The organism is Variovorax humicola (assembly GCF_037889915.1).
GTDB lineage: Bacteria > Pseudomonadota > Gammaproteobacteria > Burkholderiales > Burkholderiaceae_C > Variovorax > Variovorax humicola.
Genome location: NZ_JBBKZV010000003.1, coordinates 375,615 through 389,043, shown reverse-complemented (window position 1 = coordinate 389,043; position 13,429 = coordinate 375,615). Strand labels below are relative to the sequence as shown.

Annotated in this window: 9 protein-coding genes; all 9 read right to left on the bottom strand. The window is 65.4% G+C overall.

What is annotated here, in order from left to right; genetic code table 11:
* A partial coding sequence (locus WKW80_RS08750) for an Ig-like domain-containing protein (protein WP_340363167.1) occupies window positions 1–1,238 on the bottom strand: 1,238 nt, incomplete at its 3' end.
* 79 nt (window positions 1,239–1,317) lie between these two features.
* On the bottom strand, window positions 1,318–2,181 hold the full coding sequence (locus WKW80_RS08745; protein WP_340363166.1) for an OmpA family protein: 864 nt from the start codon (window positions 2,179–2,181) through the stop codon (window positions 1,318–1,320).
* A 65-nt stretch (window positions 2,182–2,246) separates the two neighbouring features.
* Entirely contained in the window at window positions 2,247–3,431 is a 1,185-nt protein-coding gene (locus tag WKW80_RS08740) for a beta-barrel domain-containing protein (protein WP_340363165.1), read from the bottom strand.
* Window positions 3,428–5,593, bottom strand: a complete 2,166-nt coding sequence (locus WKW80_RS08735) for an ATP-binding cassette domain-containing protein (RefSeq protein ID WP_340363164.1) — start codon at window positions 5,591–5,593, stop codon at window positions 3,428–3,430. Before WKW80_RS08735 ends, WKW80_RS08740 begins: the two co-directional genes overlap by 4 nt.
* Window positions 5,594–5,667: 74 nt before the next feature.
* Complete coding sequence (locus tag WKW80_RS08730) at window positions 5,668–7,080, bottom strand: TolC family protein (RefSeq protein WP_340363163.1); 1,413 nt, start codon at window positions 7,078–7,080, stop codon at window positions 5,668–5,670.
* A gap of 580 nt (window positions 7,081–7,660) precedes the next feature.
* Window positions 7,661–11,374 (bottom strand): molybdopterin cofactor-binding domain-containing protein, encoded by a 3,714-nt coding sequence (locus WKW80_RS08725; protein WP_340363162.1) that lies wholly within the window; start codon window positions 11,372–11,374, stop codon window positions 7,661–7,663.
* Window positions 11,371–11,850 (bottom strand): (2Fe-2S)-binding protein, encoded by a 480-nt coding sequence (locus WKW80_RS08720; protein WP_340363161.1) that lies wholly within the window; start codon window positions 11,848–11,850, stop codon window positions 11,371–11,373. Before WKW80_RS08720 ends, WKW80_RS08725 begins: the two co-directional genes overlap by 4 nt.
* Window positions 11,851–11,863: 13 nt before the next feature.
* The gene (gene pncA, locus WKW80_RS08715) at window positions 11,864–12,589 is read right to left on the bottom strand and encodes a bifunctional nicotinamidase/pyrazinamidase (RefSeq protein WP_340363160.1); all 726 of its coding nucleotides are present in this window, start codon (window positions 12,587–12,589) and stop codon (window positions 11,864–11,866) included.
* A 32-nt stretch (window positions 12,590–12,621) separates the two neighbouring features.
* A complete protein-coding gene (locus tag WKW80_RS08710) occupies window positions 12,622–13,356 on the bottom strand; it encodes an ABC transporter ATP-binding protein (RefSeq protein ID WP_340363159.1) in 735 nt (244 codons plus the stop codon).
* Window positions 13,357–13,429 lie beyond the last annotated feature (73 nt).

Here is a 13,429-nt window from a genome sequence, read left to right as displayed (position 1 = left end):
GCGGTGCTGGTCGGGTTCTGCACCTTGCCCACGTTGTCCACATAGCTGCCGGGGGCCGCCGGAGTCGCAGGGGCGGTGATGTCAACGGTGATGACAATCGGACCGCTCGGCAGGCTCTCATTGCCTGCCAGGTCGGTCACCGTGTAGGTGATGTCGTGCGGACCTTCGGTCAGCGGCGTGTCCGGCGTCAGGGTGCCGGTCTTCGGTTCGTAGGTGGCAGGCACTTCCTTGCCGTCCACGTACAGCTTGGGCGTCGTGTCTGCAGGGATCGTGCCGATGTTGATGCCAGGCGTCGAATCGTCCGTGGCCGGGGCGGTGCTGGTCGGGTTCTGCACCTTGCCCACGTTGTCCACATAGCTGCCGGGGGCCGCCGGAGTCGCAGGGGCGGTGATGTCAACGGTGATGACAATCGGACCGCTCGGCTGGCTCTCCTTGCCCGCGGAGTCGGTCACCGTGTAGGTGACGTCGTGCGGACCTTCGGTCAGCGGCGTGTCCGGCGTCAGGGCGCCGGTCTTCGGGTCGTAGGTGGCAGGCGTCTCCTTGCCATCCACGTACAGCTTGGGCGTCGTGTCTGCAGGGATCGTGCCGATGTTGATGCCAGGGGTCGAATCGTCCGTGGTCGGCGCGGTGCTGTTCGGGCTCTGCACCTTGCCTACGTTGTCCGCAAAGCTGTTCGGGGCAGAAGGTGCCTTGGGCGCGGGAGAAGGCTCAGGCGGCTTGGTAGGCGCTACCGGCATAACTGGGGCCTCGTCCTCCTTGCTGTCCCTGTGATGCTTGTACGCAGCTGCTGCCGCACCCAATGCGGCGACGCCCAGTCCCGCCAACAGCAATCCCCCCATGTTCGATTCCGCGGCAGGTAGCGCGCTGGGAAAGAGCAGGAACGTGTCGTCGATGGCGTCCCAGGGGGCGGTGGCTGGCGTGATCGTCACCGTCGGCGGTGCCGCCGCTGCTTCACCAGCGTCAGGATCCACGGCTTGGTTGATGTCGAAATATGCCGGATTGCTCGGCGAAGTCTCGCCGTAGAACTTTTGCACATCCAGCACGGGCTCGCCGTCGACTTCCACACGCAGATCGGGGCCGACGCGTTTAACGACGAGCTTGGCCGGCGCCTTGCCGGTGGCTTTGTCGATCACTTCATAGCGCGTACCGGCCTGCGCGAGCACTTGCTGCTTGCCGCCCTCGATTGGGGTTTGAGTGGCGCCTTGGCTAGCTGTCTTCTGGATAAGGATGAGGGACATGGGTGAGACTTCTTGTGAACTTGACTTTGTTGATCGCGTATCGGACGCGACGAGGACAATGGAGGCTGTGGATCAGTGATCAGTGGGTGGAAGCGGCTTCGACGGAAAAACGCTCGATCACGACGCGGCGGTTAGGGGCCAGGCACGCAATGAGCGCCTCCTTGGGCTTGACTCCAGTGCAGGCCACGACGGGGTCGGCAGCGCCCTTGCCGATCGCGCTGATCTGATTGGCGTCAAGGCCTTGGCGCAAGAGATAAGTGCGCACTGCTTGTGCGCGGCGCAGCGCGAGAGACTGGTTGTGGGCGCTATTTCCCAGGCGATCGGTGTAGCCCTTGACGACGAGCGGGGTTGGTTGAACGACACGCCCGCGCGCCGCCGCAGCAATCGCGTCGAGTTGCTGCTGGGGCAGGCGCAGGACGTCACTGTCGAAGGCGAACAGTTCTTCGGCGCTCAGGGTGATGCGCTTGGCTCCGATCGGCTCCTTGGGCGCGGTGACCAGCGAGGCGAGAGGGGCGCGATCGGTCGCGCCCATCCAAAGGGCGCCTTCTTCGTTGAGCCAGACCGTTGCCGCAAAGGCTCCCGTACCGCTGCGCACGAGGTACTGCCGCAGCCCGTGCTCGCCGCGCGCCGCCGGTTCGCCTACGGCGTCCGTGACTTCCTTGTCGGTCAGACCGATGGTGAGACGTTCCAACGCGGCGACTTCGGTGACACGAACGCCGGCTGCGGGGGCCTCGATCCACGCGGCTCGCGAGGGGTTGCGCAACGCGTTCTCGGGCCAGAGCGGCAGATGCTTGTCGTAGCGCAAGGCCGAAGGCATCGGCAGGGCTGCGGCGGCCGGCGGGTTGGGCTGGGCGCCCACGGCGCCACAGCCTTGCAAGGCGATGACGAACGAGGCGAGCGCCAGCGCGGATAGAAATGAGCGCAGACGGACAAGATGGCGCATGAAAAACTCCCTTTACAAAGCAAAAACGGAAAACAAAAAAGAGGTGAGCGAGGTTGCGCGTAGCGTCAACGCTCGCCCATGGACTGGGTGATCGTTTTGGAGACTGGCTTGGTGAGATAGGACAGGACAGTGCGTTCCATGGCCTTGATCTCCACGCTGGCGGTCATGCCAGGACGGACTTGAATTTCCTGGTGGCCTTTTTGAGTCTTGAACTCGTGGCCCTTGATGCGCACCTGCACGCGGTAGAAGGGCTGCGGACCCTGGCGGGTGTCTTCGATCAGGGTGTCGGCGCTGATGTAGCTGACCTCGCCGGTCATGGAACCGAAGATGCTGTAGTCGTAGGCGTCGAGCTTGACAAGCGCAAGGTCCCCAACCCTGATGAAGGCGATGTCGGCAGGGCTGATCTTGGCTTCGGCAATCAGGTCGCTGTCGGTAGGCAGGACTTCAAGAACGATGTCACCAGGGCGCACGACACCGCCGAGGGTGGTGACGCGAATGTTCTTCACGATGCCGTCCAGCGGCGAGGTGAGTTCGGTGTGCTCCAGAACCTGGCTGCGATCGCGAAGCTGTTCGGTCTGCGTGTTCAAGTCCTCCTGCGCCTTGGTCATGTCGGCCTGCGCATCCTGGAAGTACTTGTTGCGCTTGTTGACGATTTGCGCCTCGGTTTCGGCGACCTGGCGCTGTAGACGCAGGATGTCGGCGCGGCTGACGTCCCCCGACTTTTCCAGGCTCTGGTACATGCGCAACTCGTCGCGCCCGAGCTTCAAGCTCCTTTGCAGCGAGGCGACGTCCTGATCGATGGCGGTCTTGCGCTTTTGGTACAGCTCGCTCTGGTTGGAGATGTATTCCTTGTATTGGAGCAATTCGGGCGCGAAGGCCAGTGGCTTGCCATAAACCTCGGCACGGAGCCGCGTGAGCGTGATGTTCAGCGCAGCAACCTTGGCGCTGCTGTCGTCGACGGCGGCTTGGGCGCGAGCTTTTTCGAGGGTGGCCAGCAGCTGTCCAGCCTTGACCACATCGCCTTCCTTGACGTGCAGGGCGGTGAGCACGCCGGCATCGGACGCCTGCACGACCTGGGTGCGCGCGCTGGCGATGATCTGGCCGGCAGCGCGTGTGACTTGGTTGATGTGCGAAACGGACGCCCAGACCAACAGAACGCCAAGACCCAGCATGCCCACGCGCAGAGCCCAACGCGTACCGCGTGCGGGGCGTGGCTGACCTTCCATGCCGTAGTAAGACTCTGCACTCATGATGCAACTCCATTGATTTGCTGGCGAACGATCACACGGGGTCCGGAACGCAAGGGGGCAATGGCGGCAGCGTTGATGCTTGCCACGCCATTGGCAGCGGTGGGCGGCTCGATCGTGGACGGCTGGGCGGCGGCCGGCTCCGCAGAGGACGGCCCCTCGGCGGCCGGGCTGGGGCGCTGCGCGAGCCGAGCCAGCACTTCGTCGCGGGGGCCATCAAGCACGATCTTGCTTCCGGACACGACGACAAGTCGGGAAACGAGCGTCAGCACCGAGGGCTTGTGGGTGACGACGATTAGGGTGCGGGCGCTTTCCAGCTCCTCGGCCAGGACGCCCAGGCAGCGCTGCTCCTGTCTTTCGTCCATGGAGGCGGTGGGCTCGTCGAGCAGCAGAATGTTGGGCTGCACCAGGAGCAGGCGGGTAAAGGCCACGAGCTGGCGCTGGCCACCGGACAAGCCTGTGCCACCCTCGCGAATGGGCAACTCCAGCCCTCGCGGATGACTTGAGACAAGCTGAATCAGGCCGGAGCGAACGAGCGCCCGATGGATGACATCGTCACCAGGATCGGGCAGGCCGATCAGCAGGTTTTCGCGCAGCGTGCCCTGGAACAGCCGGTGATCTTGCGCGAGGTAGCCGATCTGCTGGCTCAGCACTTGGCGGTTGATCTGGCCCATGTCCAGGCCATCGATGATCACGCGGCCCTTTTGCGGACGATACAGGCCGGCCAGGACCCGCAACAGGGTGGACTTGCCGGAACCGATGGTGCCAAGCACGGCAACGCGCTCGCCTTGTTGGATGCGAAGTTGCGAGACATGGATGCCCTGTCCGCTTTCCGGGTAGGCGAAGCTGACATCGGCGAGGTCGAACTGGCCGCGCAAATCGCTGGGTGCGAGCGGCGATGTGACGCCGTGATGGTCGGTCTCCAGCGCGTAGAGCTGGTCGAGGCCTTTCATCGCCGCCGTCGCATGCGCATGCTGCACCATGAGGCCGGGCAGGGCGAGCACAGGGCCCAGAACGCGGCCACCGAGGATGGAGCAGGCCATGACGGCGCCGCCGGTGATGTGTCCACCGATGGCCTCGATCGCGCCGATGGCAACGACGGCGCAGTAGCTGATCTGCTGCAGTGCGCTGCCCCAGTAGGCGAGGCCTTCGCTGGCGTGCTGCATTCGGAGGTCGTTGCGCAAAGTCTGCCCGGCGAGGTCGAGCCAGCGCGAAAGGAACTTCCAACCGCCTGCACCGGCCTTGATGGTTTCAGCGCCGTCGACGGCCTCTACGAGCAGACCGGTCCTGTGGTTGGCTGCTTGTGCACTTTGGGTGGCCATCTGCTCCAGTCGACGGCGGGCGATCAAACCCATGGCAATGGCGATCAGGGCTACGAGGAGCGGGACGCCAGCAATGAGAGGGGAACCGATGACGGCGATGATGACCAGGTAGATCACGGCCATGGGCACGTCGACCAGCGCGAACATCGTGCGCGCGGTGAGAAAGGACCTCACTTGCTCGTAGCCACGCAACTGCCCGGCCAGCGTACCGACGGAGCCGGGCATCTGGTCGATTCGCACCGACAACAGACGCTGGAAGATTTCGCGTGACAGGCCGCCATCCAGGCCGATCACGACACTCTCCATGATTCGCGAACGCGCGAACTTCAACGCGGTCTCGATGAAGATGACGAGCAGAACGCCGACTCCGAGCACGACCAGCGTGCTCTCGCCGCGGGTAGGGATGACGCGGTCGTACACCTGCATGGAAAACAGCGACCCCGCCAGCGCCAGCAGGTTCATGAAGATGGTGGCGAGCACCCCTTCGGCGAGCACCCCCCGGTAGCTGCCGATGATCTTGCGAATCATCGCCATCGGCTTGCCAGGACCATCGGCGGCGGTCGTCGCGACCGCTTTGCCCAGGCGCAGGCAGAGGTCACCGGCGCCAAGCCCGGCCAGAACCTGCACCCCGCCCTCCTGGACCAGCAACCACTGCCCCTGAGGCGTCCTCTCGGCAATGACCCCCCATCCCTTTTCCTTGACGAAGACAAGCAGCGGCGCATGCGCGAGATCCGGCTTGCGCAGCATCGTCGGCTGCTCCAGGTCCAGCGCCCGGCAGATGTCGGCCAGACCGGCCAGCTGTTGTGCCGAGTCGGACCCAATCTGCGCGACAGCGGCCTGCAAGCGAAGGGGGTCGGCGGCCTGACCGCGCAAACGCAAGGCGTGCGCAATGGCCCAAATGAAGTGAGAAACGTCGTTCACAGTGCCCCCTCGCGCTGCCAGGCTTGCTGACCAGCGCGCAACTGAATTCGCGCTACCAAGTTGACCGCGGATGTGCGCGCAGTCGCCAGAGCGTCTTCGTTTTGCTGCAGTTCGCGCACGGCACTGAGGACATCGAGCCAGGAACGCCGGCCTGCGATGAACAGTCGCTCGTAGGATGCCAGCACGGCACGCGCGGCGCCAATTGCGGGCAACAACATCTCTTCCTTTTCGCGGGAGCTTCGCAGTTCGCTCCAGTCGGCCTGAAAGGCGCCCAGCTCCTCGCGCCGCTGTTGCTCGATGGCAACCGTGGCACCCTCTGCGCGGGCCCTGGCGGCACGCGCTTGATCCATCGACGACAGGCCGGCGCCCGGCGTGTACTGCAGACCCAGAAACGCGCCGCTATCACCCCTGCTGCCGTCAATGGCAGTCGTATGCTGCAGCTTGACGTAGAGTTGCGGCCAGCGCTCGGCATCCTTGGCCTTTGCCTGGGCCTTGACCACCTGCGCTTCGGAGTTTGCCCTTCGCACTGCAGGATGTCGATCGACCCACTCGGCGAACTGCGCGTCGGACAGATCGGCCAATGCGCTCGCGGCCTGCAGCGTGCTCCCCTCCAGGCTTGCCGCCGCCTGCACAAGCGCAGCGGGCCCGACCGGCTCTCCAGCAAGCTCTTCGAGTCGGGACAGGAACAGGCGCTGCGAAGCCTGTGCAGAAGCAAGATCCGATTGAGCCTGACTTACCCGAGAGGACACCAGGTCCAACTCGGACACGGGCGAGACGCTGGCATCCACGCGACGACGCATCATCGAGCGGAATTCCGTCAGGCGGGCCAGCGCACGCGACGCGATTTCCATCTTTGCGGTCGCCGTCACGCCGCCCCACCAAGCATCCACGGTGCGCTCAGCCGCAAGGTAGCGAACCTCGCTCACGCGCGCCTGCCTGGCCGTTGCACCGGCTTGCGCACCTTCGATCTGCGCCGGGATGCTGCCCGAGATCATCCACAACGGCTGCGTCAGAGCCGTCGTGGTTCCGGCACTCGCCTTGGGGTCGCGGGAATGCAGCGACTGGGATTCCGCCTGGACCGAGAAGGTCGGAAAGCGCTGCCAGCGCGCAGCAGAAAGGTCTTCGTTGGCACCACGCGCCTCAGCGGCAGCAGCAAGAACGGCCGGATTGCGCGCGACGACGATCCCGACCAACGCGTCGAGGTCGATTGGATTGGCGCAAGCCGCCCGCGACACCAGTCCGAGCACACACGCACACAGCATCCGAACGACAGGAAGCGGCCGCCTCGGACCAAAAAAAGAAGAAAGAGCAATAGCCATGAAAAGACAACATAAAAAAGGTGGAAGGTCGGCACTCGGCTCGCTGTGACGAACCGAGGCCGAATAATTGCAAAAGCCACACGGCTTCATTGCACCTCCCAACTGGATGAAAGGGCTTGTAATCTATGTCGACCACCCATTGCCCCTAAGCCCATTCACCCAACCGACTTCAATTCGTTTGCATTGCTGCAGCGTTGAATTGGAATCGGCAGACGTATTGGACACTGCCAACGCGCCACTGAATGCAGGAAGAGGCCGAGTGAGACTAGGAAATTTCTGATAGGTGCTCGGAAAATTCAGAGAAATATTGCCACGTCAAATGATGTGCAAAAGTTACTTGCTGCTTGGACATATCTCTCTGAAATGCACCCACTGCAACACGTTGCGAACTCTGTAATTCACAATAGTTCACGTATTGCCCCTCACCGAACCGGAGGTCATTGAATTCTTGAATTAATTCCGGGCGCCTTTGACCGCGACAAAAACATTTGGAGCGTTGGGAAACCGTGCGAGTGCTGAATCCGCGAAGGATGGCAACGCGCAGGTGATGGGGGAGTCCCGAGGACAGAGCCTTGCCGTGTGGCGGTGATCCCTGCTGCGCCTGCGGGATCGACTCGAAGTAGCGCGAGGCGGACTTGCTGCGCCTGCGCAATGGATGGAGAAATTCCGGTCAGTGCCGCGGCAAGATGGCTTCGGCTCGCAGCCGACTCAAGCTCTGCGCGACGTCCTGCCACGGCGCTTCCTGCGGCGCGAAGCGTGCGCGCATGTATTGGGCAAGCTCGGCAATCTGGCGGTCGTCGAGCGCGTCGCGGAATGCGGGCATGAAGCCGATGTCGCGCGAGGCGGGTTCGCGCACTCCCTCCAGGATGGTGCGCAGCAGGTTGTCGGGCCGCGCACTCGTCAGGTTGCTGTTGAGGGCGAGCGGCGTGTTCGCGCCCAGCAGCGTGGGCCCGTTGCCGTCGTGGTGGCAGGCGGCGCAGGCGCCGTCGAACAAGCGTTGCGCCGCGCCGGGTTGCGGCTGGAGGCGTTGGGCGTTTTCGATGGCGCTACGTGCCTTCGCGTCCGCATCGGCCTGGGTTGCAGTCGGGTTGAACGAGGCGAGATAGGTCGACATGGCGCGGATGTCTTCGTCGGGCACGATGGCAAGTTCTCGGACGACCTCGGCCATCGGCCCGCCGGCGATGCCGTGCTGCGCGCTGTGCCCGTTGCGCAGGTAGCGATACAGCGCATCGGCGGTCCACGGTACGGCCGAGGTTGATCGCGCGGTGAGCGCGGGCGCCTCCCAGCCCTCGACCATGGCGCCGGAAAGGAAGGCCGTGCCGCCCTGCTCCGCACCCAGTGCGTTGCGTGGCGTGTGGCACGCGCCGCAATGGCCTAGACCGTTGACCAGGTAGGCCCCGCGGTTCCACGCGGCGCTCTGGGTCGGCACATTCCGGTATGCGCTTGCGTCGTGGAACATCGCGTTCCAGAAGCCCATGAGCGGACGCACGTTGAACGGAAAACGCAATTGGGAGAGCGGCGTTTCCGCGCGCACTGGCGGCTGCGACATGAAGTAGGCGTACAGCGCGGTGAGATCGTCGTCGCTGGTCCGGGCGAATGCCGTGTAGGGGAAGGCCGGATACAGGTGATGGCCGTCGCGCGAAATGCCTTCCCGCATCGCGCGCTGGAACGCGCTGAATGACCATTGGCCGATGCCGGTTTGCGCATCGGGCGTGAGGTTGGTGCTGTAGAGCGTGCCAAAGGGCGTCTGCATCGCGCGGCCTCCGGCGTTGACGGCGCCGCCGGGCGCGGTATGGCAGACGGCGCAATCCCCGATCGCGGCGAGCAAGCGTCCGCGCTCTATGGTCGCCTCGCTGTAGACCGGCGCGCTGAGCGACACCGGGGCGATGGTGGGGCGCCAGCCGAGCAGGCCGGCGATGGCGCCGAGCGAGCCGACGACCAGGGCCATTGCTCCGGCCCAGACGCCGCGGCGCTTCGGCCAGGGCGCGTCCGTCTTGACCACTCCCTGAACGCCGCCCTCCCCCTCGCTTCCCGGCGAAGCGGGCGGGAGCGGGTTCAACGCAGCGCGCACCAGTTCCGGCGTGAAGGGCGGCGACCTGAAGCGCACGCCTGTCGCATCGAAGATCGCATTGGCGATCGCAGCGGTGCCCGGCACCGACGAGGACTCGCCCGCGCCCAGCGGCGCCTCACCGGGTCGCGGCATCTGCAGCACCTCGATGACCGGCACTTCGCGAAAATTGAGGATCGGGTAACCGCCCCACTCCCGGCTCGTCACCGCGCCCGCAGGCAGCACGTCGGGCAGCAGCGCTGTCTGCGCTGTCTGCGCCAACGCTTTGGGCGCGAATTGAACGCGCTCCTTGAGCGCCCGGCTGGTGGTCTGCACCACGTTGCCGTGGATCTGGTGCTCGACGCCGGCCGGATTGACCGTGAGGCCCGCGTCATGGCCGACGACGACGCGGCGCACGTGCACTTCGCCGGTCTTCTTGTTGACTTCGACATCGGCCACCCACGCAGACCACGCCGCGCCGAAGCCTGGCCACTTGCTGTGCACATAGCGCGCATAAGCGAAGCCCTGGCCGAAGAGGATGTCGCCGCCAGGGCCCACCGCGCCATCGGCGTTCTCCTGCGGCCCGGTGCGCATGCGCCAGCCGGCCTTCTGCGCGGTGGCCCGCACCAGTTCGGCCGCGCGCGGATCGTGCAGATGCCGCAGGCGGAACGCAACCGGGTCGACGCCGGCCGCGGTGGCGAGTTCATCGACATAGGATTCGTGGGCAAACGAATTCGGCAAGGCCGACACGCCCCGCAACCACGACGCGCGCACGATAGGCGCCATGTCGTTGACCTTGACGCGCAGGTTCTCGAAAGAGTAAGGCGGCCGCGCAGTGCGGTCGCCCATCTCGAAAGCCTGCGCCACGGGCTCGACGGTGCGGGTGAGCAGCAGCGCCAGCGCGGGTGCGCCATTCGACGGATACGAAGTCTCGAAGTCGTAGGCAGCGACGCTGCCATCCGCCTGCAGCCCTCCCTTGACCTGCATCAGTTGCGCTGCGCCCTTGGGCTCCCATGCATGCTCCTGTTCGCGGGTGAGCTGCACGCGCACCGGGGCGCCGACGGCCCGCGCGAGCAGGGCTGCGTCGGCGGCCACGTCGTCGGCGCTGTTGCGGCCATAGCAACCGGCCGCCTCCATGCGAATCACGTCGATCGCGGTGTCGTCCACGCCCATCAGGCACGCGAGATCGTTGCGCAGGACATGCGGGTTCTGCGAGCCCGCCCAGACTCGCAGCCGGGTGCCGTCGCTGCCGGGAGAGTCGCCCAGCCATTCGGCCAGCGCGCAGGAAGGTCCGATGGACGCATGCATCTGGTAGGGCCACACGTAGGTGCGTGGCATGGCCTGCGCCGCGGATCGCAGCGCCGCGTCGACATCGCCTTCGTCGACGAGCAGCCGCTGCGTCGACGGGTTGGCGCGCAATGCACCCTCGACGTCGTCGAGCGCAGGCATGTCCGGACAGGGCTTCCATTGCACGCGCAGTTCGCGCAACGCCTGCTCGGCGTGCTCTTCGCGCTCTGCAACGATGCCGACGAAATCGCGGATGACGACCACAGCGCGGATGCCCGCGATGTGCGCAATGGATGATTCGTCGACCGATACCAGCGTGTTGCCGATGAAGTCGCCGTGGTCGGCGCCCGCGTAGGGCGGCCGCACCACGCGGCCATGCAGCATGCCGGGCAGGCGCATGTCGTGCACGAAGACCAGTTCACCGGCGAGCTTGGCGGGAATGTCCACGCGCGGCACGCTCGTGCCGACGATGCGGTAGTCGCGCGGGCATTTCACTTGCGCGTCCGGCGCCAATTGCAGCACCGTGCGCTGGCTCGCCAGCAGCGGTCCGAAGTCGATGCCGTGCGCACCAGGGTCGCCTGCATGGATGCGGCCATCGCTCACCTGCAGCAACGCCGGTTGAACACCGAGATACTCGGCTGCGCGTTCGACGAGCCACGCTCGCGCTTGCGCCGCGGCGCTTCGCAGCGGCGCCGCGTGAATCTGGATCGAAGCGCTGGCGATGGTCGCGCCCTGGTTGGGCACGCGGGCCGTGTCGCCCAGCACCATGTCGACGCGCGCCAGCGGCACGTCGAGTTCCTCGGCGACGATCTGCGACAGAGCCGTTTGCAGACCGGTACCCAGGTCGACATGCCCGTTGAGTGCGGTGACGCTGCCGTCGTCCCACACCGCGAGCAGGATTTCCGGCCCCTCGGCCGGATTGCCCGCGATGACGGCCGGTTGTCCCTTGGCAGGTGCAGGGGCAGGCGGCGTGTCTCGCACGACAAGCAGCACGCCCTCTGCCGCGAAGAATTCAGCGCGCGTCTTTGGAAGGTCTGCGCGGCGCGTCATGCGTCGTTGTCGTCGGCTGCGAGTGCGGCGGCCTGGACCGCTCTCATGATCTCGACATGCGTGCCGCAACGGCAAAGATTGCCCGACAGTTCATCGCGAATCTTCTGCTCGCCCGGATGGGGATCGCGCGCAAGCAGCGCGGCTGCCTGCATCACCATCCCGTTCAGGCAATAGCCGCACTGCGCAGCCTGCGCGTCTTCGAAGGCCTGCTGCACCGGATGCCAGCGGCCGCGCGTGCCCAGTCCTTCCAGCGTCGTGATGCGCCTGCCGGCCACGCCATGCGCGGGAATCACGCACGCGCGCGCCGCCACGCCATCGACCCACACGGTGCAGGCGCCGCACTGGCCGAGGCCGCAGCCGTACTTGGGTCCGTTGAGCTTGAGGTCGTTGCGCAGCAGGTGCAGCAGCGAGGTCTCGCGCGAGACGCCTGGCAGCTCGACATCGCGTCCGTTGACGTTCCATGCGAGCTGGCTCATGCGTCGTCGTGCTTCAGGCGATATCGGACGACTGGATGCGCTTCACGCCTTTGGCCGTCATGTCCTTCCAGGCCTTGGCCAACGAGCCGTTGAGGTCGATGCCGCGCGTTGCGTCCTCGATCACGTAGACCTCGAAGCCGGCCTTGCGCGCATCCATCGCGGTCCAGGCCACGCAGAAGTCCGTGGCCAGGCCGGTGACGAACACGGTCTTGATGCCACGCCCCTTGAGGTAGCCTGCGAGCCCGGTCGCGGTCTTGTGGTCGGCTTCCTCGAAGGCCGAGTAGCTGTCCATGTCCTTATGGAAACCCTTGCGGATGATGAGCTGCGCAGTCGGCAGCGCGAGCTCCTTGCCGACTGCCGCGTCGTCGGTGCCCTGCACGCAGTGGTCCGGCCACAGCACTTGCGTGCCGTACTTGAGCTTGGTCGTCTCGAAGGGCTTCTTGCCCGGATGAGTGCTGGCAAAGGATGCGTGGCCGGCGGTGTGCCAATCCTGAGTCATCACGATGTTGTCGAAAGCAGGCGCAAGCTTGTTGATGACGGGGATGACCTCGTTGCCACCCTTCACCGCCAGCGTGCCGCCGTCGAGAAAGCAGTTCTGCACGTCGACCACGATCAGTGCGGAAGTGCTGGCCGGCTTGACCTTTCCCGCGGCAAATGCCGACAGGCCGAAGCCGCCCAGCAGGCCCAGTGCGGCAGTGGACTTGAGAAGGGCTCTGCGATGCGTTGTTGCGTGAGGCATGGTGGGCTCCAGTGGTTGAACAGAAATTTGTTTCAAACGCTCAGATAGGCGCGCCGAACCTCGTCGTTCGCCGCGAGTTCGTGCATGGTGGCTTGATAACGGATCTGCCCCTTCTCGAGCACATAGGCGCGATCGGAGACCAGTTCCGCGAAATGCATGTTCTGCTCCGACAGCAGGATGCTCACGCCCTGCGCCTTCAGTTCGAGGATCATGTGGGCCATCTGCTCGACGATGACCGGCGCCACGCCTTCGGACGGCTCGTCCAGCAGCACGAGGTAGGGGTTGCCCATCAGCGTGCGCGCCACCGTGAGCATCTGCTGCTCGCCGCCGCTCATGCGGCCGCCGGGGCGATTCGGCATCTCGCCGAGATTGGGAAACAGCTTGAACAACCGCTCCGGCGTCCACACGGGCGCGCCAACGCCGTCGGCCCAGCGGCGCTCGGGTTGCCTGCCGACCTCGAGGTTCTCCATCACCGTGAGGTCGGTGAACACGCGCCGGTCTTCGGGCACGAAGCCCAGGCCCAGGCGCGCCGCCACGTGTGGCTCACGCTTCGAGATGTCATGGCCCAGGAAGCTCACCGCACCGCGCCGCTTGGGCAGCATGCCGATGATGGCCTTGAGCGTGGTCGACTTGCCCGCGCCGTTGCGGCCCATCAGCGCGACGACTTCGCCGCGCCGCACTTCCAGGTCCACGTCGTAGAGGATCTGCGCGGCGCCGTACCAGGCGCAGAGCGCGTGCGTGGTGAGCAAGGTCTCGTGAGTGCTCATACGGCAACCTCCGTGCTTCGCAGTGCGGTGCGAACGCCTTCGGGCGGCCGGGCGGAAATCGTTCGAAAACCTC

Bases quoted from the DNA above. Each gene is read 5' to 3' on its own strand.
- WKW80_RS08740 (WP_340363165.1), bottom strand. From the start codon at position 3,431: ATGAGTGCAGAGTCTTACTACGGCATGGAAGGTCAGCCACGCCCCGCA.
- WKW80_RS08725 (WP_340363162.1), bottom strand. From the start codon at position 11,374: ATGACGCGCCGCGCAGACCTTCCAAAGACGCGCGCTGAATTCTTCGCG.
- WKW80_RS08745 (WP_340363166.1), bottom strand. From the start codon at position 2,181: ATGCGCCATCTTGTCCGTCTGCGCTCATTTCTATCCGCGCTGGCGCTC.
- WKW80_RS08720 (WP_340363161.1), bottom strand. From the start codon at position 11,850: ATGAGCCAGCTCGCATGGAACGTCAACGGACGCGATGTCGAGCTGCCA.
- WKW80_RS08710 (WP_340363159.1), bottom strand. From the start codon at position 13,356: ATGAGCACTCACGAGACCTTGCTCACCACGCACGCGCTCTGCGCCTGG.
- WKW80_RS08730 (WP_340363163.1), bottom strand. From the start codon at position 7,080: ATGAAGCCGTGTGGCTTTTGCAATTATTCGGCCTCGGTTCGTCACAGC.
- pncA (WP_340363160.1), bottom strand. From the start codon at position 12,589: ATGCCTCACGCAACAACGCATCGCAGAGCCCTTCTCAAGTCCACTGCC.